This window comes from Saccharothrix saharensis (genome assembly GCF_006716745.1).
GTDB lineage: Bacteria > Actinomycetota > Actinomycetes > Mycobacteriales > Pseudonocardiaceae > Actinosynnema > Actinosynnema saharense.
Map to the genome: position 1 here is coordinate 3,107,952 of NZ_VFPP01000001.1, position 23,506 is coordinate 3,131,457.

General features: G+C 72.7%; 21 protein-coding genes. 6 read left to right on the forward strand and 15 right to left on the reverse strand.

Annotation, left to right across the window (positions count from 1 at the left end; genetic code table 11):
• From FHX81_RS12920 to FHX81_RS12930, 3 genes are all read right to left on the reverse strand, one after another.
• Positions 1–1,878 (reverse strand): fumarate reductase/succinate dehydrogenase flavoprotein subunit, encoded by a 1,878-nt coding sequence (locus FHX81_RS12920; protein ID WP_141978179.1) that lies wholly within the window; start codon positions 1,876–1,878, stop codon positions 1–3.
• Between the two features lie 9 nt (positions 1,879–1,887).
• A complete protein-coding gene (locus FHX81_RS12925) occupies positions 1,888–2,649 on the reverse strand; it encodes a hypothetical protein (protein WP_141978181.1) in 762 nt (253 codons plus the stop codon).
• 118 nt (positions 2,650–2,767) lie between these two features.
• A complete protein-coding gene (locus FHX81_RS12930; protein ID WP_141978184.1) occupies positions 2,768–3,064 on the reverse strand; it encodes a hypothetical protein in 297 nt (98 codons plus the stop codon).
• Positions 3,065–3,289: 225 nt separating this feature from the next.
• Here FHX81_RS12930 and edd point away from each other — a divergent pair, with 225 nt between their 5' ends.
• Entirely contained in the window at positions 3,290–5,155 is a 1,866-nt protein-coding gene (gene edd, locus FHX81_RS12935) for a phosphogluconate dehydratase (protein ID WP_170232037.1), read from the forward strand.
• Positions 5,152–5,790, forward strand: coding sequence for a bifunctional 4-hydroxy-2-oxoglutarate aldolase/2-dehydro-3-deoxy-phosphogluconate aldolase (gene eda, locus FHX81_RS12940; RefSeq protein ID WP_141978186.1), 639 nt, complete (start codon positions 5,152–5,154; stop codon positions 5,788–5,790). Before edd ends, eda begins: the two co-directional genes overlap by 4 nt.
• 45 nt (positions 5,791–5,835) lie before the next feature.
• Here the strand turns inward: eda and FHX81_RS12945 are convergent, their stop codons facing one another.
• Positions 5,836–6,477 (reverse strand): HAD family hydrolase, encoded by a 642-nt coding sequence (locus FHX81_RS12945; protein WP_141978188.1) that lies wholly within the window; start codon positions 6,475–6,477, stop codon positions 5,836–5,838.
• Between the two features lie 54 nt (positions 6,478–6,531).
• Between FHX81_RS12945 and FHX81_RS12950 the strand changes: the two genes are divergently transcribed.
• Positions 6,532–7,221 carry a YqeB family protein gene (locus FHX81_RS12950; protein ID WP_141978190.1) on the forward strand — a complete coding sequence of 230 codons (690 nt, stop codon included), beginning with the start codon at positions 6,532–6,534 and terminating at the stop codon, positions 7,219–7,221.
• A gap of 266 nt (positions 7,222–7,487) precedes the next feature.
• Here the strand turns inward: FHX81_RS12950 and FHX81_RS12955 are convergent, their stop codons facing one another.
• The 4 genes from FHX81_RS12955 to FHX81_RS12970 all read right to left on the reverse strand — a co-directional run bounded on the left by FHX81_RS12955 (position 7,488) and on the right by FHX81_RS12970 (position 9,954).
• Entirely contained in the window at positions 7,488–7,958 is a 471-nt protein-coding gene (locus tag FHX81_RS12955) for a regulatory protein RecX (protein ID WP_246108250.1), read from the reverse strand.
• A 114-nt stretch (positions 7,959–8,072) separates the two neighbouring features.
• Positions 8,073–9,116: a recombinase RecA gene (gene recA / locus FHX81_RS12960; RefSeq protein WP_141978194.1), complete on the reverse strand. Its 1,044-nt coding sequence runs from the start codon at positions 9,114–9,116 to the stop codon at positions 8,073–8,075.
• Between the two features lie 171 nt (positions 9,117–9,287).
• Entirely contained in the window at positions 9,288–9,482 is a 195-nt protein-coding gene (locus FHX81_RS12965) for a DUF3046 domain-containing protein (protein ID WP_141978196.1), read from the reverse strand.
• A gap of 10 nt (positions 9,483–9,492) precedes the next feature.
• A complete protein-coding gene (locus FHX81_RS12970) occupies positions 9,493–9,954 on the reverse strand; it encodes a cupin domain-containing protein (protein WP_141978198.1) in 462 nt (153 codons plus the stop codon).
• Positions 9,955–10,025: 71 nt separating this feature from the next.
• Here FHX81_RS12970 and FHX81_RS12975 point away from each other — a divergent pair, with 71 nt between their 5' ends.
• Both FHX81_RS12975 and FHX81_RS42605 read left to right on the forward strand, forming a co-directional pair.
• On the forward strand, positions 10,026–10,865 hold the full coding sequence (locus tag FHX81_RS12975; RefSeq protein ID WP_141978200.1) for a LysR family transcriptional regulator: 840 nt from the start codon (positions 10,026–10,028) through the stop codon (positions 10,863–10,865).
• Positions 10,866–10,874: 9 nt separating this feature from the next.
• Complete coding sequence (locus FHX81_RS42605; RefSeq protein ID WP_281291732.1) at positions 10,875–11,000, forward strand: hypothetical protein; 126 nt, start codon at positions 10,875–10,877, stop codon at positions 10,998–11,000.
• On the opposite strand, the gene FHX81_RS12980 is transcribed toward FHX81_RS42605, so the two are convergent.
• On the reverse strand, positions 11,001–12,218 hold the full coding sequence (locus tag FHX81_RS12980) for an MFS transporter (protein WP_141978203.1): 1,218 nt from the start codon (positions 12,216–12,218) through the stop codon (positions 11,001–11,003).
• Positions 12,219–12,269: 51 nt separating this feature from the next.
• On the reverse strand, positions 12,270–14,168 hold the full coding sequence (locus FHX81_RS12985; RefSeq protein ID WP_141978205.1) for an Hsp70 family protein: 1,899 nt from the start codon (positions 14,166–14,168) through the stop codon (positions 12,270–12,272).
• Positions 14,169–14,252: 84 nt separating this feature from the next.
• Between FHX81_RS12985 and FHX81_RS12990 the strand changes: the two genes are divergently transcribed.
• Positions 14,253–18,800, forward strand: a complete 4,548-nt coding sequence (locus tag FHX81_RS12990) for an ATP-dependent helicase (RefSeq protein WP_141978207.1) — start codon at positions 14,253–14,255, stop codon at positions 18,798–18,800.
• Between the two features lie 242 nt (positions 18,801–19,042).
• Here the strand turns inward: FHX81_RS12990 and FHX81_RS12995 are convergent, their stop codons facing one another.
• From FHX81_RS12995 to FHX81_RS13015, 5 genes are all read right to left on the reverse strand, one after another.
• Positions 19,043–20,038, reverse strand: a complete 996-nt coding sequence (locus FHX81_RS12995) for a 1-aminocyclopropane-1-carboxylate deaminase (protein ID WP_141978209.1) — start codon at positions 20,036–20,038, stop codon at positions 19,043–19,045.
• A 1-nt stretch (position 20,039) separates the two neighbouring features.
• Complete coding sequence (locus tag FHX81_RS13000) at positions 20,040–20,684, reverse strand: GntR family transcriptional regulator (RefSeq protein ID WP_141978211.1); 645 nt, start codon at positions 20,682–20,684, stop codon at positions 20,040–20,042.
• A gap of 93 nt (positions 20,685–20,777) precedes the next feature.
• Positions 20,778–22,433, reverse strand: coding sequence for an ankyrin repeat domain-containing protein (locus FHX81_RS13005; protein ID WP_141978214.1), 1,656 nt, complete (start codon positions 22,431–22,433; stop codon positions 20,778–20,780).
• Between the two features lie 22 nt (positions 22,434–22,455).
• Positions 22,456–22,767, reverse strand: a complete 312-nt coding sequence (locus FHX81_RS13010; RefSeq protein ID WP_141978216.1) for a hypothetical protein — start codon at positions 22,765–22,767, stop codon at positions 22,456–22,458.
• 15 nt (positions 22,768–22,782) lie between these two features.
• On the reverse strand, positions 22,783–23,493 hold the full coding sequence (locus tag FHX81_RS13015; RefSeq protein ID WP_141978218.1) for a VOC family protein: 711 nt from the start codon (positions 23,491–23,493) through the stop codon (positions 22,783–22,785).
• Positions 23,494–23,506 lie beyond the last annotated feature (13 nt).

Below are 23,506 nucleotides of genomic sequence, written 5' to 3' on the forward strand. Positions count from 1 at the left end.
TCAGCCCTCCAGCTCGTCGGCGGTCAGGTACTTCTGCAACTCGCTGTTCTCGAACAGCTCCAGCAGGTCCGGCCGGATCGGGAGCTGCGGCTCCTCCACCACCTCGACCGACGAGCCGGCCAGCGTGCACACCAGCAACTTGCGCCGCCACTCGGCGTCCATGCTCGGGAAGTCGTCACGCGTGTGCCCGCCGCGGCTCTCCGTGCGCAGCAGCGCGGCTCGCGCCACGCACTCGCTGACCACCAGCATGTTGCGCAGGTCGAGCGCCAGGTGCCAGCCGGGGTTGAACTGCCGGTGCCCCTCGACCACCACGGTCGCGGCCCGCCGCTTCAGCTCCTCCAGCCGTTCGATCGCCTGTGCCATCTCCTCGGACCGGCGGATGATGCCGACCAGGTCGTTCATCGCCTGCTGCAACTCCATGTGCAGCGTGTACGGGTTCTCCCCGCCGCCCTCGGCCCCGGAGAACGGCGCCACGGCCGTCCGCTCCGCCTGCGCCACGGCCTCGTCCGAGCACACCGGCCGAGCCGACAGCCCGCCCACGTAGTCCGCCGCGCCCGCGCCCGCGCGGCGACCGAACACCAGCAGGTCGGACAGCGAGTTGCCGCCCAGCCGGTTCGAGCCGTGCATCCCGCCGGACACCTCGCCGGCCGCGAACAGCCCCGGCACCGACGACGCGCCCGTGTCCGGGTCGACCTGCACGCCACCCATCACGTAGTGGCAGGTCGGCCCGACCTCCATCGGCTGCGCGGTGATGTCGACGTCGGCCAGCTCCTTGAACTGGTGGTGCATCGACGGCAGCCGCCGCATGATCTCCTCGGCGGGCAGGCGCGTGGACACGTCCAGGAACACGCCGCCGTGCTCGGAACCACGACCGGCCTTGACCTCGGAGTTGATGGCACGGGCCACCTCGTCGCGCGGCAGCAGCTCCGGCGGCCGCCGGTTGTCGCCCGGGTCGGTGTACCAGCGGTCGGCCTCGGCCTCGTTGTCGGCGTACTTGTCCTTGAACACCTCGGGGATGTAGTCGAACATGAACCGCTTGCCGTCGGAGTTGCGCAGCACGCCGCCGTCACCGCGGACCGACTCGGTGACCAGGATGCCCTTCACCGACGGCGGCCAGACCATGCCGGTCGGGTGGAACTGCACGAACTCCATGTTGATCAGGGACGCGCCCGCGCGCAGGGCCAGGGCGTGGCCGTCGCCGGTGTACTCCCACGAGTTCGACGTGACCTTGAACGACTTGCCGATGCCACCGGTCGCGAGCACCACCGCGGGCGCTTCGAACAGCACGAACCGGCCCGACTCGCGCCAGTAGCCGAACGCGCCGGCCACCTTGCCGTCGTCGAGCACCAGGTCGGTGACGGTGAACTCCTGGAACACCTTCAGCCGCGACTCGTAGTCGCCCGTCTCGGCGTGGTCGTCCTGCTGCAGCGACACGACCTTCTGCTGGAGGCTGCGGATCAGCTCCAGCCCGGTGCGGTCGCCGACGTGCGCCAACCGCGGGTACTCGTGGCCGCCGAAGTTGCGCTGGCTGATCCGACCGTCCTTGGTGCGGTCGAACAGCGCGCCGTAGGTCTCCAGCTCCCACACCCGGTCGGGCGCCTCCTTGGCGTGCAGCTCGGCCATCCGCCAGTTGTTCAGGAACTTCCCGCCGCGCATGGTGTCGCGGAAGTGCACCTGCCAGTTGTCGTTCGAGTTCACGTTCCCCATGGCCGCCGCGATGCCGCCCTCGGCCATCACCGTGTGCGCCTTGCCGAACAACGACTTGCACAGCACCGCCGTGCGCATCCCGTGTTCACGGGCCTCGATCGCGGCGCGCAACCCCGCACCGCCGGCACCGATCACGAGCACGTCGAACGAATGCCGTTCCAGCTCGGGCAAAACCACTCCTCAGTTGACGAATCGGAGGTCGGCGATCGTCCCGGAGGCGACCAGCGCGACGTAGAGGTCCGTGACGCAGACGAAGATGAGCGACGCCCAGGCCAACTGCATGTGCCGGGCGTTGAGCTTGGAGATCTGCGTCCACGCCCAGTACCGGACCGGGTGCTTGGAGAAGTGCTTCAACCGCCCGCCCGCGATGTGCCGGCACGAGTGGCACGACAGCGTGTACGCCGCCAGCAGCGACACGTTCACCAGCAGCACGATGTTGCCCAGCCCGATGCCGGTGCTGAACGCGTAGAACGCGTCGTAGATGTTGATCAGCAGCAGGAGCGACGCCGCGTAGAAGAAGTACCGGTGCAGGTTCTGGGCGATCAGCGGGAACCGGGTCTCACCGGTGTACTTGGCGTGGGGCTCGGCCACCGCGCACGCGGGCGGGGACATCCACGCTGCCCGGTAGTACGCCTTGCGGTAGTAGTAGCAGGTCACCCGGAAGCCGAGCAGGAACGGGATGATGATCACCGGCGGGGTGAGGAACCCCGGCAGCTCGGGCAGCAGGCGGCCGAAGTGCGCCGCGTTCGGCAGGCACTCCGCGGTCAGGCACGGGGAGTACATGGGCGTCAGGTAGCGGTACTCGTCCACCCAGTAGTGATCACCCATGAAGGTCCGCACGGCCGCGTAGATCGAAATCAGGAGCAGGCCCGCGAACGTCGCCAGCGGCGGCAGCCACCACCGGTCTGTGCGCAACGTGCGCTGGGCGATCTGCGCCCTCATACCTCACCTCGTTCCACGTCGTTGTGGTGCGGGACACATTGTGGTTTGGGACACATCACCGGCCCTGAAACGGGAGCGGCCCCCGCGTTCGCACGCGGGGGCCGGTCTGCTCCTGGGTTCAGGTTCGATGGCTGCGGTAGCCGCCGAGCCCTTCGTCGTCGGCGTCGTGCCACAGCTGCGGGTCGTACGGCGTGTCCGGGACGACGACGACTTCCCGCTCGACCCGGGGCGCTTGGCGCTGGCGCGGGGGACTGTCCAGGTCCACCAGCTCGGTCGCGTCGATGTCCAGGCGTTCGACGTCGTTGGCCAGCCTCTGCACCGCGGCCACGTCGCCGTACCGCGCGCGCAGGCCGCCGACGCAGTGGCGCAGTTGGCCAAGCGCCCTGCGCAGTTCCACGATCTCGGAGGACGTCATGGTCAGCACCTCCCTCGGGTCGGTCCGTGTGCCGACTCTGCCAAGTGGAAGGCGCTGTGACAAGCACCACAGGTGTCCGAGTTGCGTCTCAGGATCTGAATCGTTTTTGTCACGATCATGTGTCGTGACATAGTGTGCTTGCTGTCACGTCCGTCCGTGCGACGCCAGCGCTGTCGTCCCACCGGGCCCACCACGGCCCGTGATCACCACCGGAGACAGCGAACCATGAGCGTGCATCCCGTCGTCGCCGAAGTGACGGCTCGAATCGCCGCCCGCAGCGCCGCCGGCCGGTCCGCCTACCTGGAACGACTCGCCCAGGCCCAGCAGGAGGGCCCGGCCCGCCGTGACATGGCGTGCAGCAACCTGGCCCACGGCTTCGCCGGGATCACGGGCGGTGACAAGGACCTCCTCCGGGCACTGCGTCGCCCGAACGTGGCGATCGTGTCCGCGTACAACGACATGCTGTCGGCGCACCAGCCCCTGCACGAGTACCCGGCGTGGATCAAGGACGCCGCGCGGGCCGTCGGCGGCGTGGCGCAGTTCGCGGGCGGCGTGCCCGCCATGTGCGACGGCATCACCCAGGGTCGCGCGGGCATGGAGCTGTCGCTGTTCAGCCGCGAGGTCATCGCGATGGCCACCGGCATCGCCCTGTCGCACGAGATGTTCGACTCGGCGCTGCTGCTCGGCGTGTGCGACAAGATCGTGCCCGGCCTGCTGATCGGAGCCCTGTCGTTCGGGCACCTGCCCGCGATCCTGGTGCCCGCGGGCCCCATGCACTCCGGCCTGCCGAACTCGGAGAAGGCGCGGGTGCGGCAGCTGTTCGCGGAGAACAAGGCCACCCGCGAGGACCTCCTCGAAGCCGAGGCCCAGTCCTACCACAGCCCCGGGACCTGCACGTTCTACGGCACGGCGAACTCCAACCAGCTCGTGGTCGAGGTCATGGGCCTGCACCTGCCCGGAGCCAGCTTCGTGCCGCCGGGTACCAAGCTGCGCAAGGCGCTGACCGAGGAGGCCGCGCGGCGCGCGGTGGAGATCAGCCGCGGCGCGGACTACACCCCGATCGGGCACGTGGTGGACGTGAAGTCCGTGGTCAACGGCGTGATCGCGCTGCTGGCCACCGGCGGTTCGACCAACCACACCATGCACCTGGTCGCCATCGCGTCGGCCGCCGGCATCGAGCTGAGCTGGGACGACTTCTCGGAGCTGTCCTCGGTGGTGCCGCTGCTGGCCCGCGTCTACCCGAACGGCTCGGCCGACATCAACCACTTCCAGGCCGCGGGCGGCGTGCAGTTCCTCGTCTCGACGCTGCTGGACGCGGGCCTGCTGCACGCCGACGTGAAGACCGTCGCCGGCGACGGCCTGCACCGCTACCGGCAGGAGCCGGTGCTGGTCGAGGGCGTGCTGCAGTGGCGTCCCGGCCCGCCGCACTCCCTGGACACCGACGTGCTGCGGCCCGTGTCGGACCCGTTCGCCGCCGACGGCGGGCTGCGCATGCTGTCGGGCAACCTGGGTCGCGCGGTGATCAAGGTGTCGGCGGTCAAGCCCGAGCACCGGGTCGTCGAGGCGCCGGCCCGCGTGTTCACCTCGCAGGAGGCGTTCAGCGCCGCGTTCCAGGCCGGTGAGCTGGAGCGGGACGTGGTCGTGGTGGTGCGGCAGCAGGGCCCGCAGGCCAACGGGATGCCCGAGCTGCACAAGCTGACGCCCGCGCTGGGCGTGCTGATGGACCGGGGGTTCAAGGTCGCGCTGGTCACCGACGGCCGCATGTCCGGCGCGTCGGGCAAGATCCCGGCCGCCATCCAGCTCACCCCCGAGGCGGCCGTGGGCGGCCCGCTGGCCCGCGTGCGCGACGGCGACGTGCTGCGGCTGGACGCCGAGACCGGCACGCTGGAGGTGTTCGTGGACCCGGCGGAGCTGGCCGCGCGCGATCTGGTGGACTTCCCGCCGGACGCGCAGGCGTGGACCGGCACGGGCCGGGAGCTGTTCGCCGCGCTGCGCCGGGCGGTCGGGCCCGCCGACCGGGGCGCCGGCGTGTTCGGACCGATCGCGGCCTCGCACTTCGAGGGCCAGTTCAACCAGGAGGTGTCCCGGTGACCAACGCGCCGGCTCATGCGACGGCGGCGGACCTGCTCGCGCTGTCCCCCGTCATCCCGGTCGTCGTCGTGGACGACGCCGAGCACGCCGTGCCGCTGGCGGAGGCGTTGCTGCGCGGCGGCGTCCGCGTGATCGAGCTGACGCTGCGCACGCCCGCCGCGCTGGCCGCGATCGAGCGGGTCGCGGCGGAGGTGCCGGGCATCGTGATCGGCGCGGGCACCGTGACCGCGCCCGAGCACGCCGAGCAGGCGGCCAAGGCCGGTGCGGCGTTCCTCGTGACGCCGGGGTCGACGGACCGGGTGCTGGACGCCGCCGAGGACACCGGGCTGCCGTTCCTGCCGGGCGCGGCGACCGTGTCGGAGGCGATGCGGCTGGCCGAGCGCGGGCTGACCTCGCTGAAGTTCTTCCCGGCCGAGGCCGCGGGCGGCGTGGACTACCTGAAGTCCATCGGCGGTCCGCTGCCCGGCCTGCGGTTCTGCCCGACCGGCGGCATCACGCCCGCGACCGCGCCGAACTACCTGGCGCTGCCGAACGTCGGCTGCGTCGGCGGGTCGTGGCTCGCGCCCAAGGACGCGCTGGCGTCCGGTGACTGGGCGCGGGTCGAGGAGCTGGCACGGGCCGCGTCGGCGCTGTAGGTCCCGGCTGAGGGCGTCTCCCCTTCGCGGTGGGAGGCGCCCTTCTCATGCCAGGTGGGCGAGGGCTTCCGGGATCGAGTCGGCGACCGGTGCGCCCGTGCGTTCCAGGACGGCGCGGGAGCTGGTGCCGGTGGCGACCAGGACGACCTGCGCGCCCACGTGCCGGGCGGCTTCGGCGTCGTCGGCCACGTCACCGATCAGCACGACGTCCTTCGGGTGCAGCCTGAGGGCGTCCAGGTGTTCGGCGAGGTGCTCGGCCTTCGAACCGCCGTCGCCCGCGGCCTTGAGGCCGTCCACCCGGCTGAACAGCTCGTGCAGGCCGAACCTCGTGATCAGCGGGACCAGCTCGTCGTGGAACCACATGGACAGCAGCGACTGGCTGTGGCGCAGCGAGGCGAGGTGGTCGGGCACCCCCGCGGCCAGCCCGCACCGGTCCATCACCGCCCGGTACTCGGCGTGGTAGACGAGGTCGATGCGGTCCCAGTCGGCCGAGGTCAGCGGACGGCCGAACATCCGCTCGTAGCAGGCCTTGATCGGGCGGCTGAACACGTCGCGCCAGTGCTCCAGCGTGATGGCCGCGTGGCCGAAGTCGGCGCAGACCCGGTTGACCGCGGCGAGCACCGCGTCGTTGTCGGCGAACAGGGTCCCGTTCCAGTCCCAGACGACGTGGTCGGCCCTGATCCGCACCGCCACAGGCTACGGCGATAAGTTGAAGGCTCACTTCTGGGGAGGTAGTGGGGGATGGACGCGCGACGAACCACGGTGGTCGCCGAGCCGCGCGGGCAGGTGGCGCTGGTCTCGGTCGGTTTCCCGTTGCTGGGTGCGCTCGTGGTCTGGGGGCTGAAGTCGATCGCCGGGTGGGTGGCCGACCTGTCGTGGGCGCCGATGCAGGGGCCGTTCCGGCTGGTGGCGTCCATCCCGGAGCCGTGGGCGACGATCGGCTCGGTGGCCGTCGGGGCGGTGCTCGGGCTGCTGGTGGCCGGGATCGCGGCGCACGAGCGGTTGGTGGTCGAGGTGTTCAACGAAGGGGTCGAGCTGCTGCGCGGCGGCCGGCACCGCAGCTTCGACCGGACGCTGGTGTCCGGGGTGTTCCTGGACGGCAAGAAGCTCGTGCTGCTCGGCGTGGACACCGGTGAGCTGGCGCGGGAGACGCACGACTTGAAGCCGGAGGTGCTGGCCGAGGCGTTCCAGACGCACGGCTACCAGTGGCTGGACAGCGACCCGTACCGGGAGGACTACCGGCGGTGGGTCGACGGGACCCCGGACCTGCCACCGGGCGCGAACGCGTTGCTGAAGGTGCGGGCGGAGGCGTTGCGCAAGGGCGACGGCGGGGACGCCGACGAGCTGCGCGAGGAGCTGAGCCGGCTCGGTGTCGTGGTGCGCGAGGAGAAGAAGCGCCAGTACTGGCGCTTGACCCGACCGTTGTCCTGAGGTGAGCGCCGGCGCTCGGCAGAGCTCGACACCGCGCAGTCCGGCCAGAGCCGTGAACCCCGTCCTGCACCGGACTCACCCACCACTCACGCCACAAGCCGCAAGCCGCGGGGCCACAGCCCGCCGCGCCGGCCCACCCTCGGCCCGCAAGCCGCACCCGGAGGGCCGCAGCCCGACCCAGGCCTCAACCCAACCGCCCCCTGGTCCCTCCGGCGGCGATCCCCGCCCCGGGGTTCATCGGAGGCCGCAGCGGCCGGTGGTCGGGTTCACAGCAGGTCGTCCAGGGCAGTGGTCTCGTCGCCCGCGCGGCGCAGTTCGTCGCGGACCACGCGGTAGGCCAGGCCTTCGCCGTAGCCCTTGCGGGCCAGGGCGGCCACCAGGCGGCGGATCCTGGTGGTGTCGTCCAAGGTCGCCATGGTGCGCAGCTTCTTGCGCACCAGGTCACGCGCGCGGTCTTCCTCGGCCTCGTCGTCCACGGCCGCGACGGCTTCGGCGGCCACCTCGTCCGCCACGCCCTTGCGGCGCAGTTCCATGGCCAGGGCACGGCGAGCCAGACCCTGGTAGGTGTGCCGCGAACGGACCCAGACCTCGGCGAACGCGGCATCGTCGATCAGACCCGCCCGGTCGAACTTGCCCAGCACCAGCTCGGCCGTCTGCTCGCTGATGCCCTTGCGCAGCAGCGCGTCCTTCAACTCGACCCGCGTGCGGGCCCGTGCGGTGAGCAGCGCGTAGCAGATGTCCGTCGCCTTGCGCTGCTCCTTCGCCGGGTCGACCGGGCGCGGCTCGTCCTCGTCGGCCGAACGGTCGCGGGACGGCCCGCGACCACGGCCACCTCGTCCTGCCACGCCCGCTTAGAACTCGACCGGCGCCGGTGCGGTCTCGTCCGCGTCGAGGGTGGCGCCGATGCCCAGCTTGTCCTTGATCCGCTTTTCGATCTCGTTGGCCACGTCCGGGTTCTCGCGCAGGAACTTCCGCGCGTTCTCCTTGCCCTGGCCGAGCTGGTCGCCCTCGTAGGTGTACCAAGCACCCGACTTGCGCAGGATGCCCTGGTCGACGCCCATGTCGATGAGCGAGCCCTCGCGGCTGATGCCCACGCCGTAGAGGATGTCGAACTCGGCCTGCTTGAACGGCGGCGCGACCTTGTTCTTCACGACCTTGACCCGGGTGCGGTTGCCGACCGGCTCGCCGCCGTCCTTCAGGGTCTCGATCCGCCGCACGTCCAACCGCACGGAGGCGTAGAACTTCAGCGCCTTGCCACCGGTCGTGGTCTCGGGCGAGCCGAACATCACGCCGATCTTCTCGCGCAGCTGGTTGATGAAGATCGCGGTGGTGTTGGACGAGCTGAGCGCGCCGGTGATCTTGCGCAGCGCCTGGCTCATCAAGCGGGCCTGCAGACCCACGTGGTTGTCGCCCATCTCGCCCTCGATCTCGGCGCGGGGCACCAGGGCCGCCACCGAGTCGATGACCAGGATGTCGAGCGCGCCGGAGCGGACCAGCATGTCCGCGATCTCCAGCGCCTGCTCACCGGTGTCGGGCTGCGAGACCAGCAGCGCGTCGGTGTCGACGCCCAGCTTGCGCGCGTAGTCCGGGTCGAGCGCGTGCTCGGCGTCGATGAACGCCGCGATGCCGCCGTTGCGCTGGGCGTTGGCCACGGAGTGCAGCGCCACCGTGGTCTTACCGGAGGACTCAGGGCCGTAGATCTCGACCACGCGGCCGCGGGGCAGGCCGCCGATGCCGAGCGCGACGTCGAGCGCGATCGCGCCGGTGGGGATCACCTCGATCGGGGCACGGCCCTCCTCGCCGAGCCGCATGACCGAGCCCTTGCCGAACTGCTTGTCGATCTGGGCCAGGGCCAGCTCGAGGGCCTTGTCCCGGTCGGGTGCCTGGGGTGCCATCTGGAGTCCACCTCGGAGTGTCTTGGGGTCGCGGTGCGATGTCGGGGCCGACGTTACGGGTGGGGTCCGACATTTTTCGGTGGGGACCAGGTCACCTGCGGGGTGTTGTCACCCGGTCGTGTCGGGGAGTGTAGCCGAACAGGTGTTCGACCACGTGGTCGACACACCGGGTCACCGCCGCTGTTCCGGCACGTCGAACGCGTCGCAGACGGCCAGCCAGATCTCCTTGGCCGGCAGTCCCGCCTCCAACGCCTGGTCGGGAGTCCGACCGCCGAGGGCGGACAGCACGTGGTCCCGGGCCACCATCTCCGCCCTGACCTGGCCGAACTCGTTGGCCATCAGCTTGCGGAACATCGTGATGCGCATCGGGCCCAGGTTAGCGCGCGGCCTTCCACACCGGACTGTCGACGTAGTGGTTGTCGAACCGGTCCTGCGAGTCGCGGATCTCCTGAGGGCTCGCCTCGCCGCACTGCACGCGGTCGAGCAGGCGGTAGTAGTCGAACCGGCCCATGCCCGGCGTGAAGACGAACAGGACGTCCGCGTCCGCGCCCTTGAGCGCGCCGAACGCGTGCGGCACGCGTGGCGGCACGACGAGGAAGTCACCGCGCTCCAGGGTCACCAGGTCCTGGTCCAGCAGCACCTGGAGCGTGCCGTCGAGCACGAAGAACAGCTCCGAGGCGCGGGTGTGGAAGTGCGGCGGCGCGCCGTCGGAGCCGTCGCGGAACGTGGAGCGGTTGCCGGTCAGGCCGTCGAGGTCGGCGAGGAGGGTGACGACGGCGGCGGGGTCGGCGTCGAGCTTTTCGGCCTGGTCGGCGCGGACGAGCAGCGTGTTCTCCATGACGTCGAGACTCGTCGCGGCACGGGGTCCGAACAACGCCGGAGATCGCATGGAACGATAACCTGACGGTTATGGAACGTCGTGACCTGGAGGTCTTCCTGACGCTGGCGGAGGAGCTGCACTTCAGCCGCACCGCCGAGCGGCTGCACGTCTCCCAGGCGCGCGTCAGCCAGTCCGTCAAGCAGCTCGAACGCCGCATCGGCGCGCCGCTGTTCGAACGGACCAGCCGCCGGGTCGCGCTCACGCCCATCGGCCGACGCCTGCGTGACGACCTGGCACCGGCCTACCGGCAGATCGTGGACGGCATAGCGCGTGCCGCGGAGGCCGCGCGCGGCACGTCGCTGCTGCGCGTCGGGTTCGAGGCGCCGGCCGTCGCCGACCTCGTCACCGACGTCCTGGACAGGTTCCGCGCCCGCCACCCGGACAGCGAGGTGCTGGTCCGCGAAGCACCGTTCACCGACCCGTTCTCGCTGCTCAGGGCCGACGAGGTGGACGTGCTGGTGACGTTGTTCCCGGTCGGCGAGCCGGACCTGACGCCCGGCCCGGTCCTCTTCGAGGAGCCGCTGGTGCTCGCCGTGGCCGACACGCACCCGTTCACGCGGCAGCGGTCCGTGACACTGGAGGACCTGGCCCGCGACACGGTCTTCCGCGCCGCCTACTGGCGTGACACGACACCCAACGGCACGCCGGTCAAGCGCGGACGGGACGTCACGACGTTCCAGGAGCTGCTGACCGCGATCGCCAACGGCGAGGGCGTCTGCCCGCTGGGCGCGCACGCCGCCGGCTACTTCGCCCGGCCCAGGGTCGCGTTCCTGCCGCTGGTCGACGCGCCGCGGCTGGCGTGGGGCCTGGTCTGGCGCACGGCGGGCGAGACGGTCCGGGTGCGGGAGTTCGCGGCGGCGGCGCGCTAACCTCGACCCGTGCTGTTGTTGCAGGAAGACCCCACGGGCTTGTCCTCACCGATCGCCACGATCGCGGTGATCGCCTGTCTCGTCGCGGCGATCGTGACGGGCCTGCGCGCGCTCTGGTACAACCGCAAGCGCTGATCAGCGCACCCGCTGCAACGACGCGAACAGGCACGTCACCAGCAGCGGCAGCGCGGTGAACCCCACGAGCAGGCCGAGCGCGGCGTAGGACCACGCGGTCACCACGACGCCCGCCGCGACGCCGCCGAGCGCGCCGCCCACGTTCATGCACAGGTCGGACAGGCCTTGCGCGGCCGGCCGGTCCACCACCGCCACCGACTCGGTGAGCAGCGCCGATCCCGCCACCATGCCCGCCGACCAGCCGAACGCCAGCAGAGCCAGCCCCGCGGCCAGCTGCGGCGCGTCGTGCGACGGCGCCATGCCCGCGATGCCCGAGGCCGCGACCACGAGCGCCGCGCCGATCGCCAGCACGGGCACCCGGCCGAGCCGGTCGGCCATCCACCCGAACAGCGGGCTGGCCGCGTACATCGCGGCGACGTGCAGGCTGATCACCACGCCCACGACGCGCAGCGACGAGCCCGCATGCTCCATGTGCACCGGGGTCATCGACATCAGACCGACCATCGCGGTGTGGCACAGCGTCACGCCGCCCAGCGCGAGCTTCCCGGCGGGCGGCAGCGACCGCCACACCGCCACCGACCGCTTGGTCCCCACCGAGGGCGCGACGGCGGACTTCGCCAGCACGAGCGGGTCGGGCCGCAGGAACCGCAGCACGACCAGCGCGGCCAGGCCGAACAGCACCGCCGACATCAGGTACGGCCCCGCGCCCACCGGCAACCCCAGCCGCACGGCCACCCGACCCGCCGGGTCGGCCAGGTTCGGACCGGCCACCGCGCCCACCGTGGCCGCCCACACCACCAACGCCACCGAGCGCGCTCTGCGGTGCGGATGAGCCAGGTCCGCGCCCGCGTACCGGGCGGCGAGGTTCGCGCTGGACGCCGCGCCGAACAGCACGAGCGCGACCAGCAGCACCTGCCACGAGCCGAGCACCACCGCGCACGCCGCCACCGCCGCGCCCACCGCGCCGGCCCCGTAGCCCAGCACCAGCGCGGGACGCCGTCCGCTGCGCGCCGCCAACCGGGCCGCGGGCAGCGCGAACACCGCCGCGCCGAGCACGGCCGCGGTCTGCGCCATCCCGCCGACCGCGTCGGAGTCGGCGAGCACGGCCGCGATGAGAGTGCTGACCGCCAGGCCGATGGTGACGCCGGCCGCGCCCAGCACCTGGGTCACCGCCAGCACCCGCAGGACCCTGCGCTGCACGGCGTCGACCACGGTCATGATCTTGACTGTGCCGGCCGGGGCCGGGCCCTACCAGCCACCGTCCGGGTCTCAGGTGCCCGGTTGGACCGCGGCCTCGAAGAAGTCCGCGACCTGGTCGGCGGTCAGCTCCCCGCCACCGCTCTTGGTCACGATGCCCAGCAGCGGCAGGTCGTCCGCGGTGAACACGAGCAGCCCCAGCCCGCCGTCGGCGGCGGCCCGGTACTTGCCGGTGAGGCCGTTGCCCGCCCACTGCGCCTCGACCATGTCGGTCTTGAGGGACCGCACCACGGCCTCCGCGCCGTGCTGCGCGCCGATGACGGTCTCGGTGAGCACGTACTGGACCGAGTAGTCGTCCTTCACCGCGCAGCTGACCACGGTGCCCTTGATGCCGTTGACACCGCCCACACCGGGCGTGCCGCCCGCCTTGCACGTGCTGGTGTCCGGGATCGTGCCCGCGAGCAGCCGCAGGCACTCGGTGAAGCCCTTGTCGTCCTGCTGGGTGTCGTTCTTGCACTCCTGCGCGCTGGGCACGTCCACCCCGCTGAACGCGAAGATCCCGCCGACCACCGCCAGCGCGAGCACCACGGCCGCGCCCGCCGCGATCAGCAGGGTCTTGCGGTCGGGCTTCTTCTTCGACTCGGCCGGCGCGCGCGTGCCGACGGTCGGGAAGTTGAACTGCTGCGGCGCGGTCTGCGGGTACACCTGGTAGGGCCCGCTGACCGCCGGGTTGACCTGGTAAGCGCCGCTGGCACCGGGGTTGACCTGGTACGGACCGCTCACGGCCGGGTTCACCGGGTGCGCGCCGCTGACCGCCGGGTTGGTCTGGAACGCCCCGCCCGGCGGCGTCACCGGCTTGGTGACGACCGTGTCGGGCTCCTTGGCCCGGGTCGGCTCCTGGGAACGCGGCGTGACACCGTTCCTGGGCACGTGGTGCGCGCCCAGGGCGACCGCGGTCTCCGGCTGGTCCAGGCTCGTCGGCACGATCCGCACCTGCTCGGCGATCATGTTCGCGACCAGCGGGATCCGGCTCGAGCCGCCGACCAGGTAGATGCCCGCGAGCTGGTTGGGCGCCATGCCGGTGGAGCGGATCGTGGACTCGAGCAGCTCCACGCTGCGCATCATGCTCGGCCGGACCAGCGCCTCCAGGTCGGAGCGGTTGACCAGCACGTCCTCGAACGGCTCCGGCATCGGCACCTCGGTGTGCGCGTGCCGCGACAGCGACTCCTTGGCCGCCCGAACGTCCTCCTGCAACGTGCGGCGGGCCCGCCGGTCCGCGGTGGACTCGGGCCGCAGAAGCCGCTGCCAGGCCGCCGGGTCGCGGTGCGACACCTGCCTGCCGACGTGCTCCAGCAGCGCCTGGTCGACGTCCAGGCCGCCCAGGTCCTGCAGGCCGTCCTCGGCGAGCACGGTGAACCCGCTCTGGGTGGCGCCGACGATGGCCACGTCGAACGTGCCCGCCCCCAGGTCGTAGACCGCGAGCGCCTGGCCGACCGACAGCGACGCGTAGTGCGAGGCGGCGGCCACCGGCTCGGGCACCAGCACGACCTCGGCGGTCACGCCACCGAGGCGCGCCGCGGACAGCAGCACGTTGCGGCGGGTCGCGCCCCACTGCGCGGGGTGGGTGAGGCGGACCTCGTCCAGCGGCTCACCGCCCAGCTGGCGGGTCGTCTCCTCCAGCACGCGGCGCAGCACGGCGGCCAGCGCGTCGGTGACCGGGACGACGTTGTCACCCAGGAGCAGCACGCCGTCGTCCACCCGGCGCTTGGGGTTGGGCTCGAAGCGGGCCGGGTCGAGGCGGGCGCGGCGCTCGGCGTCACGGCCGACGACCAGCGTGCCGTCCTCCTCGCAGTACACGGCCGACGGCATGGTGGCCGACCCGTCGACCTCCACGACCCGGGGCGGCCTGCCGTGCGCGGCGAGCACCGCGACGGTGTTGGAAGTGCCCAGGTCGACGGACAGGACGCGCACGGTCACCCCTTCGGTTCGAACGGGGTGATCGTGCCACAACCGAAAAATGTCGGACCGCTGGTTCAAGATGTCGGTGTGGACGTCATGGCTGCTTTCTCCCCCGCGACCCGGCAGTGGTTCGCCGGGGCCTTCGCCGCGCCCACGGCGGCGCAGGCGGGCGCGTGGGAGGCGGCCGCCGCGGGCGAGCACGCGCTGGTCATCGCGCCGACCGGGTCCGGCAAGACGCTCGCCGCGTTCCTCTGGGCGCTGGACCGGCTGGCGGCCACGCCGAAACCCGCCGAGCCCCGGCGGCGGTGCCGGGTGCTGTACGTCTCACCGCTGAAGGCGCTGGCGGTGGACGTGGAGCGCAACCTGCGCGCGCCGTTGGCGGGCATCCGGCAGGCCTCGCACCGGCTGTCGCTGCCCGAACCGGACATCACGGTCGGCATGCGCACCGGCGACACGCCCGCGGACGCGCGGCGGGCGTTCGCCCGGACACCGCCGGACGTGCTGGTCACCACGCCGGAGTCGCTGTTCCTGGTGCTCACCTCGGCCGCGCGCGACTCGTTGCGCGGTGTCGAGACGGTGATCGTGGACGAGGTGCACGCGGTGGCGGGCACCAAGCGCGGCGCGCACCTGGCGCTGTCGCTGGAACGGCTGGACGCGCTGCTGGAGCGGCCCGCCCAGCGGATCGGGCTGTCGGCCACGGTCCGGCCGGTCGAGGAGGTGGGCGCGTTCCTCGCGGGCGGGCGGCCGGTGCGGGTCGTGCAGCCGAAGACGGCCAAGACGATCGAGGTGCGGGTCGAGGTCCCGGTCGAGGACATGTCGGTGCTGGGCGAGCCGACCGGCGAGGTGTCGGGCTCGGCGGCGGGTGCGGAGCAGCGGGCGTCGATCTGGCCGTCGGTGGAGCAGCGGGTGCTGGAGCTGGTCCGGCAGCACCGGTCGACCATCGTGTTCGCCAACTCGCGGCGGCTGGCGGAACGGCTCACCGCGCGGCTCAACGAGCTCGCCGAGGAGGCCGAGGGGGAGGCCGCCGAGCCGGAGCGGTTCCCGGCCGAGGCGCCCGCCCAGTCCGGCGTCACCACCCAGCGCTCGGCCGCGATAGCCCGCGCCCACCACGGCTCGATGTCGCGGGAGCAGCGGGTGGTGGTCGAGGAAGAGCTGAAGTCCGGCCGGTTGCCGTGCGTGGTGGCCACGTCGTCGCTGGAGCTGGGCATCGACATGGGCGCGGTCGACCTGGTGGTGCAGGTCGAGGCGCCGCCGACGGTGGCGTCGGGCCTGCAGCGCGTCGGCCGCGCCGGGCACCAGGTCGGCGCGGTGTCACGGGGCGTGATGTTCCCCAAGTTCCGCGGCGACCTGGTGTCGTGCGCGGTGGTGGCGGAACGGATGCGGGACGGCGCGATCGAGGCCGTGCGGTACCCGCGCAACCCGCTGGACGTGCTGGCGCAGCACGTGGTGGCGATGGTGGCGATGGAGACGTGGACGGTCGAAGCGTTGTCCGGGCTGGTGCGGCGGGCCGCGCCGTTCGCCGCGCTGCCGGAGTCGGCGTTGCAGGCGGTGCTGGACATGCTCGCGGGCCGGTACCCGAGCGAGGAGTTCGGCGAGCTGCGGCCCCGCATCACGTGGGACCGGATCACCGGCGAGCTGCGCGGCCGGCCGGGTTCGCAGCGGCTGGCGGTGACGTCGGGCGGCACGATCCCCGACCGCGGCCTGTTCGCGGTGATGACGCCGCCGTCCGAGCGCGGCCCCGGCTCGCGGGTCGGCGAGCTGGACGAGGAGATGGTCTACGAGTCGCGGGTGGGCGACACGTTCCTGCTCGGCACGTCGTCGTGGCGGGTCGAGGACATCACCCACGACCGGGTGATCGTAATTCCCGCGCCCGGCCAGCCCGCGCGGATGCCGTTCTGGAAGGGCGACGCGCCGGGCCGCCCGCTGGAGCTGGGACGGGCGCTGGGGAAGTTCCTGCGCGAGGTGTCCACGATGGAGGACGCGCCGGCGGCGGAGCGGACCGCGTCGGCCGGGCTGGACGCGTGGGCGACGTCGAACCTGCTGGCCTACCTGGGCGAGCAGCGCGAGGCGACCAGGCACGTGCCCAACGACCGGGTCGTGCTGGTCGAGCGGTTCCGCGACGAGCTGGGCGACTGGCGGCTGGTGGTGCACTCGCCGTTCGGCGCGCAGGTCAACGCGCCGTGGGCGCTGGCCATCGCGGCCCGGCTGCGGGAGCGCCGCGGCATCGAGGTGCAGGCGGCGCACTCCGACGACGGCATCGTGATCCGGCTGCCCGACGCGGTCGACCTGGACGGCGCGCAGGTCGTGGCGGGTGCGGACGACGTGCTGCTCGACCCGGAGGAGGTCGAGCAGGTCGTGGTGGCCGAGGTGGGCGGCTCGGCGTTGTTCGCGGCCCGGTTCCGGGAGTGCGCGGCGCGGTCGCTGCTGCTGCCCCGGCGCGACCCGCGCAAGCGCTCGCCGTTGTGGCAGCAGCGGCAGCGGGCGGCTCAGCTGCTGTCCGTGGCGGCGAAGTACGAGAGCTTCCCCGTCGTGCTGGAGGCCATGCGCGAGGTCCTGCAGGACGTGTACGACGTGCCCGGCCTGCGTGAGCTGATGAGCGACATCCGGGCACGGCGGGTGCGCGTGGTGGAGGTCGAGACTCCGTCGCCGTCACCGTTCGCGCGCAGCCTGCTGTTCGGCTACGTCGGGATGTTCCTGTACGAGGCGGACGCGCCGCTGGCCGAGCGGCGGGCGGCGGCGTTGTCGCTGGACTCGGCGCTGCTGGCGGAACTGCTGGGCTCCGAGGCGATCCGGGAGCTGCTGGACCCGGAGGTGGTCGCGGAGGTCGAGCGGAACCTGCAACGCCTGGCACCGGACCGGCACGCGCGTGACGCGGAGGGTGCGGCGGACCTGTTGCGGTTCCTCGGCGACCTGTCGGAGGCCGAGGCGGCGGAGCGGGGCGTGCGGCCGGAGTGGCTGGCGGACCTGGTGGCGCAGCGGCGGGCGATCCGGGTGCGCATCGCGGGCGAGGACCGGGTGATCGGGATCGAGGACGCGGGCCGGGTGCGTGACGCGTTGGGCGTGGCGCTGCCGGTGGGCGTGCCGGAGGTGTTCACCGAGCCGGTGGCCGACCCGTTGGGCGACCTGCTGTCCCGTTACGCGCGCACGCACGGGCCGTTCCCGGCGGTGGAAGCGGCGGAGCGGTTCGGGCTGGGCGTGGCCGTGGTGACCGGGGTGCTGGAGCGGATGGCCGCCACCGGGCGGTTGGTGCGCGGCGAGCTCAGACCCGGTGGCACGCACACCGAGTACTGCGACGCCGAGGTGCTGCGGCGGCTGCGGCGCGCGTCGCTGGCCCGGTTGCGGGCCGAGGTGGAGCCGGTGGAGCCCGCGGCGCTGGGCCGGTTCCTGCCGGGCTGGCACGGGGTGGGCCGGCGGCTGCGGTCCGCGCCGACCGTGGACGACGTGTACTCGGTGGTCGAGCAGCTGGCGGGCGCGCCGCTGCCCGCGAGCGCGGTGGAGTCGCTGGTGCTGCCCGCGCGGCTGCCCGGCTACAGCCCCGCGCTGCTGGACGAGCTGACCGCGTCCGGCGAGGTGACGTGGACGGGGTGCGGCTCGCTGGCGGGCGGTGACGGCTGGATCGCGTTGGCGCCGACCGACGTGGCCGACCTGCTGCTGCCGGACCTGGTGCCCGAGGCGATGCCGGAGTCGTCACTGCACACCGCCGTGGTGGAGGCGTTGGGCGGGGGTGCGTTGTTCTTCCGGCAGGTGGTCGACCGGGTGTCGTTGCAGGGGCCGACGACGGACAGCGAGGTCGTCGGCGCGTTGTGGGACCTGGTGTGGGCGGGCGTGGTCACCAACGACACGTTGGCGCCGGTGCGGGCGCTGGTCGCCGGCGGCGGCGCCGCGCACAAACCGCGGCGGGCGGCGCCGCGGGGCCGTTACGCGCGGATGCGGGCCGGCAGACCGGACCTGCCGAGCCGCACCGGGCCACCGACCGTGGCGGGGCGGTGGTCGCTGGCCGTCGTGCCCGCCGTGGACGCGACCCGGCGTGCGCACGCGCGCGCCGAGGCGTTCCTCGAACGGCACGGCGTGCTGACCAGGGGCGCGCTGGACACCGAGCGGGTGACCGGCGGCTTCAGCGGCGTGTACCGGGTGCTGCGCGCGATGGAGGAGTCCGGCCAGGTCGTGCGCGGCTACGTGGTCGAAGGCCTCGGCGCCGCCCAGTTCGCCGCCCGAGGCGCCGTGGACCGACTCCGCGCCTCGTCCCGCCCGCCCGGTCAAGAGCACACGGGCAAACCGGAAGCCGTCGTACTGGCCGCCACCGATCCGGCCCAGCCCTACGGCGCGGCCCTGGCGTGGCCGGACCTGTCCGGCGAGGGCAAGCACCGCCCCGGCCGCAAGTCCGGTGCGCTCGTCGTGATGGTGGACGGCCTGGCCACGCTCTACGTGGAACGGGGTGGCCGGTCCCTGCTGTCGTTCACCGAGGAAGAGGACTCCCTGCGCGCCGCGGCCCAAGCCCTGAGCCGAGCGGTGCGCGACGGCTGGCTGGGCCAACTGGCCGTGCAGAAGGCCGACGGCGAAGTCGCCCTGACCTCCCACCTCTCCGGCATCCTCCAAGAAGCCGGCTTCCGCGCCACCCCGAAAGGCCTACGCCTCCGAGCCTGACCGCCCTGTCCTACCCACGACCTACGCCATCTCCGAGATCACCCGGAGAGAAGCTCCCGAGGAACTTCCCGCACACCACTCAAGTTGCCGGATCGGCAGGAGGCAGCGGGACCACGACCACCCCATCCACCGCACCACCACCCCGGCCGTCACTCACGGACCGCCCCGCTGACACCGGGCTCACGGACCAACGAGTCCGCCCCGGCGGAACGCCGAGCGCACCGCGCGGGCCGGGCCGGACCTCAGCGGAACAGGGCGCTGTAGGCGTTGAGCGCAGGCTGGCCACCCAGGTGGGCGTAGAGGACGTTGGCGTCACGCGGGATCTCGCCGGTCGAGACCAGTTCCACCAGCCCGGCCAGCGACTTGCCCTCGTACACCGGGTCGGTGATCATGCCCTCCAGCCGAGCCCCGAGCTTCATGGCGTCCACAGTGGACTCGCCCGGCACGCCGTAGATCCCTTCGTGGAACCGGTCGTCGAGGATGACGTCCTCGTCGGTCACCTCGACACCCAGCAGGCCCGCCGTGTTCTTGGCGATGCGGGTGATCTGGTCGCGCGTGTCGCACGGCTCGGCGGAGGCGTCGATGCCGATGACCGTCCGGCCGCTGCCCGCGAACCCCGCGACCATGCCCGCCTGCGTGCTACCGGTCACCGAGCACACGACCACCGTGTCGAACCGCACGCCCAGCTCGGCCTCCTGCCGTTCGACCTCGGCCGCCCAGCCGGCGAACCCCAGGCCGCCCAGCGGGTGGTCCGACGCGCCCGCCGGGATCGGGTACGGCTTGCCGCCGGCCGCGCGGACGTCCTCGATCGCCTGCTCCCAAGCCGGTTTGACGCCGATGCCGAAACCCGCCTCCACCAGCCGCACCTCGGCGCCCATCAACCGGCTCAGCAGGATGTTGCCCACCCGGTCGTACACGGCGTCCGGCCAGTCGACCCAGCTCTCCTGCACCAGCACGCACCTCAGGCCGGCGCGGGCCGCCGCGGCGGCGACTTGGCGCGTGTGGTTGGACTGCACGCCGCCGATGGACACCACCGTGTCGCAGCCCGTCGCCAGAGCCTCGGCCACCAGGTACTCCAGCTTGCGGGTCTTGTTGCCGCCGTAGGCCAAGCCGGAGTTGCAGTCCTCCCGCTTCGCCCACACCTGCGCGCCACCGAGGTGCTTCGTCAGCCGCTCCAGCTTGTGCACCGGTGACGGCCCGAAGGTCAACGGGAAGCGCTCGAAATCGCCCAGTGCCATGTCAGTTCTCCTCAACCGAGAGCAGGTCGGCCAACGTCGCCCAGTTCCGCTCGACCAGCCGCGCCGCGAGGTCGGCGTCGGCCGCGGCGAAGGCGGTGGTGATCTCGTCGTGCATCGCCACCGAGTGGCGGCCGGTCGGCGCGGCGAACCGCAGCCGTTCCAGGCGGCGCACCAGCGGCGTGTAGCGCTCGATGGTGGCCGTCACGGCGAAGTTGTCCGCCCGCCGCACGGCCACCGCGTGGAACTCGTCGTCCGCGGCGAGCGCGGCCGGCACGTCGCCGGCGGCCAGAGCGCGGGCGAACGTCGTGTTCGCGGCACGCATCGCGTCGAGGTCCGCCTCGACGACGCGCGGCACGGCCAGTCGGGCGGCGAGCGCGTGCATCGACTGGACGACCACGTGCGCGTCCCGCACCGCGGCCGTGTCCAACGGCGTGACACGCGTGTAGCTGTGCGGCTTGCTCTCGACCAACCCCTCGTCGGTCAGCCGGGCCAACGCTTCGCGCACCGGCGTCCGGGACAGCCCCAGCCGCTCCGCCAGCTCCACGTCCTTGATCGGCACGCCGGGCGCCAGGTCGCCGCCCAGGATCGCCTCGCGGATCGCGTGCAGCGCCTGGTCGCGGAACAACGCCCGACTAATATATTGCATACTGCCGCACTCTAGACCGCCTCCAGCCGGAGCGCCAGGCAAGAGGACAAGACAGCGAGGGGCGGGCGACCCCGACGGGGATGGCCGATGCGATCAACCGAGAGGCGGACGGCAGAGGCGCAGTCCGTGGTCGGTCGCGGCGATCAGGCCCAGGTCGGGGTGGGACGCCAAGGCGTTCACCGCGCCTGAGGTGCGGTCGTGGCACGCGGGGCTGCCGGTTTCGGCGTCGAGCCACAGGACGCCCGAGTCCAGTCCGACCGCGAGCCACGAGCCGTCGGGCGTGAAGCACAGCGACGCCGAGGCGGCTTGCCCCGGTGCGCCGATGACGTCGTCGTCGACGTGCAAGTGCCAGGCCGGCTCGCCCGACCGGGACCAGGTGGTGGCGACGAGGCCGCGATAGCCGTGGGGCCCGTGGCAGCCGTGGTCGGGGCGTACCCAGGTCGCGAACCTGTGCCCGTCCGGGGTGAACGCGACGTCGGTGACGATCTCGGGGCCGTTGCCCGTGGGAAGCCCGTCCTCGCGCTCATAGCGGCTCCGCGGGTTTCCGTCGTCATCCGGTTCGAGCACGGTCAGCCACCAGGTGCCCTGCATCGAGTTGCCGACGGCGAGCGTCCTGCCGTCCGGGGCGAACCGCGGCTCCACGCTCCAATCCCCGAAGCCGTCCAGCTCGCCGACGACCTCACCGCGGTCGAGGTCGATCACGTGCAGGCGCTCGCACGAGGGGACCACGAGCCGCCGGCCGTCGGGTGAGAGCACGGGGGTGGCGTACCGGTTCCCGGGCGGCAACTCCGCGGCGACGTGGCGGGTCCGCCGCAGGTCGGCCCAATCCCGCAGCCACACGGAGTCCCCGTCGGTGAAGGCCAGCGTGGCGCCTCCGCTGCGAGGCCCGCGACTGCGCTTCCGCCCACCCACCCGGATGACCTCGACCGGCTCGATCGTCGGCGTCAGCCGCCACCGCACGAGCACCGTGCCGGAGAACGCCGTGGTCAGCGCCTCCGGCCGAGCCGGGTGGACCGCGACGCGCTCCTGCGGGCCCACCGCCGCCTCGTCGGGTCCCAGTTCCACCGAACGCCCGGATGCCGCCACCAAGGCGTTCAACCGGTCCCGCAGCTCCCGTGGGCGGTGCTCGCCGACCAGGTCCGACGGCAGATCGCCGAACTCGTCCCGCACGCCCGGATCGGCGCCGTGCACCAGCAGCAGCTCGACCACCGGCACCCAGTCCGCGTCGGAGGCGGCACGCCGGCACGCATCGTGCAGCGGCGTGCTCGGCCGGCTTGTCCGGCACGGGGCGCCGGCCTCGATCAGCAGCCGCGCGATGCGGGGGTCTTCGGCCAGGTCCAGCGGTGTCCGTCGGTGCGCGTCGAGCGCGGCGGGGTCGGCACCCGCGTCGAGGAAGACCCGCACCACGTCCACGTGACCGTGCTGGACCGCGACGTGCAGCGGCGTCCGGTCGAACAGGTGACGCGCCGCGAGCCCGGCCGCGGTGGTCACCAGCTTCGCCACCTCACCGCTCGCTGCCCAGTGCAGCGCCCCGTCCCCGTTCGTCCGCACGGCGAGCGGGTCGGCGCCGCGATCCAGCAGCAGCCGGACCGCCGTCGCGGAATCGGCTTTCCACGTGGCGGCGATCAGCGGGGTGGTGCCCATCCAGCCCCGGGCGTTCACCGCTTCCGGTTCGGCGTCCAGCAACTCCGCCAACCGGTCCGCGTCGCCGGCCTCCGCCGCCGCGATGACCGGGTGTTCGTCTCGCACGATCCCTCCCGTGGACGTGGTGTCACCGATGTCCGGGCCGGAGGTGGCGGGCCTCGGCGTAGTGCGGGTTGGCCGGTCCGGTCCGGTCCGGCCCGGTCGTCGGCGCCGAGGTACCGGAACGGCAGGCGGACGTCCAGGTGGCCGGCGCGCCCGATGCGGCGTCGTCGCGAGTCGTGGTCGGACCTGCCGACCGCAACGCCCCGCCCGGTCGTCGGCCCCACGGCCGGTCCTCCTCCGTCACGACCGCGGCGAGGTCCGGGTTCGCCACCAGGAAACCGTCCTCGGTCAGCCACGACGCCGCACGGGTGAGCACGTCGAAGGCCGTTCGCGTCACAGGTCCGCCGCGCCGTCAGCGCGGGGTGAGCACGCAGAACTCGTTGCCCTCGGGGTCGGCCAGCACCACCCACGGCACGTCGATCTGACCGACGTCCACCCGCACCGCGCCCCACGCCTCCAACCGGGCCACCTCGGTCGCCAGGTCGCCGTCGGCGGGCGGCACGAGGTCCAGGTGCAGCCGGTTCTTCACCGCCTTCGGCCCGGGCGCCCGCAGGAACTCCAGCGACGGCCCGGCTCCCTGCGTCAACGCCGCGAAGTCGGCGTCCTCGCGCGTCACCGGCAGCCCGGTCAGCCCGGCCCAGAACGCCGCCTGCGCCCGCGGGTCGAGCGCGTCCACCACGACCGCGGCGACCGGGCCGGTGTGCGCGTACTCGTCACGCTGCTCCAGCACGCAGAACTCGTTGCCCTCCGGGTCGGCCAGCACCACCCACGGCACGTCGCCCTGCCCGACGTCGACCGGCCGCGCGCCCAGGTCCACGGCCCGCGTCACGATCGCCTCCTGGTCCTCCGGCGAGGTGGACGCCAGGTCGAGGTGCACCCGGTTCTTGGCCGTCTTCGGGTCCTGGACGGGCACGAACACCAGCTCCTGGCCGTCGCTCAACGCCACGTCCACCTCGTCCGCGCTCTCGCCGGTGATCGGCTTGCCCAGCACGCCCGCCCAGAACCGGGCCAGCGCGGCGGGTTCCGCCGAATCGACCACGACGTCGTACCACCTCGTCGTCATGGTCCGAAGGTAA

Coding starts and splice junctions, on each gene's coding strand:
- FHX81_RS13000 (WP_141978211.1), bottom strand. CDS start 20,684: ATGCAATATATTAGTCGGGCGTTGTTCCGCGACCAGGCGCTGCACGCG.
- FHX81_RS12970 (WP_141978198.1), bottom strand. CDS start 9,954: ATGGAGAACACGCTGCTCGTCCGCGCCGACCAGGCCGAAAAGCTCGAC.
- FHX81_RS12930 (WP_141978184.1), bottom strand. CDS start 3,064: ATGACGTCCTCCGAGATCGTGGAACTGCGCAGGGCGCTTGGCCAACTG.
- recA (WP_141978194.1), bottom strand. CDS start 9,116: ATGGCACCCCAGGCACCCGACCGGGACAAGGCCCTCGAGCTGGCCCTG.
- FHX81_RS12925 (WP_141978181.1), bottom strand. CDS start 2,649: ATGAGGGCGCAGATCGCCCAGCGCACGTTGCGCACAGACCGGTGGTGG.
- FHX81_RS12950 (WP_141978190.1), top strand. CDS start 6,532: ATGGACGCGCGACGAACCACGGTGGTCGCCGAGCCGCGCGGGCAGGTG.
- FHX81_RS12980 (WP_141978203.1), bottom strand. CDS start 12,218: ATGACCGTGGTCGACGCCGTGCAGCGCAGGGTCCTGCGGGTGCTGGCG.
- edd (WP_170232037.1), top strand. CDS start 3,290: ATGAGCGTGCATCCCGTCGTCGCCGAAGTGACGGCTCGAATCGCCGCC.
- FHX81_RS12990 (WP_141978207.1), top strand. CDS start 14,253: ATGGCTGCTTTCTCCCCCGCGACCCGGCAGTGGTTCGCCGGGGCCTTC.
- FHX81_RS13015 (WP_141978218.1), bottom strand. CDS start 23,493: ATGACGACGAGGTGGTACGACGTCGTGGTCGATTCGGCGGAACCCGCC.
- FHX81_RS12965 (WP_141978196.1), bottom strand. CDS start 9,482: ATGCGCATCACGATGTTCCGCAAGCTGATGGCCAACGAGTTCGGCCAG.
- FHX81_RS12975 (WP_141978200.1), top strand. CDS start 10,026: ATGGAACGTCGTGACCTGGAGGTCTTCCTGACGCTGGCGGAGGAGCTG.
- FHX81_RS12995 (WP_141978209.1), bottom strand. CDS start 20,038: ATGGCACTGGGCGATTTCGAGCGCTTCCCGTTGACCTTCGGGCCGTCA.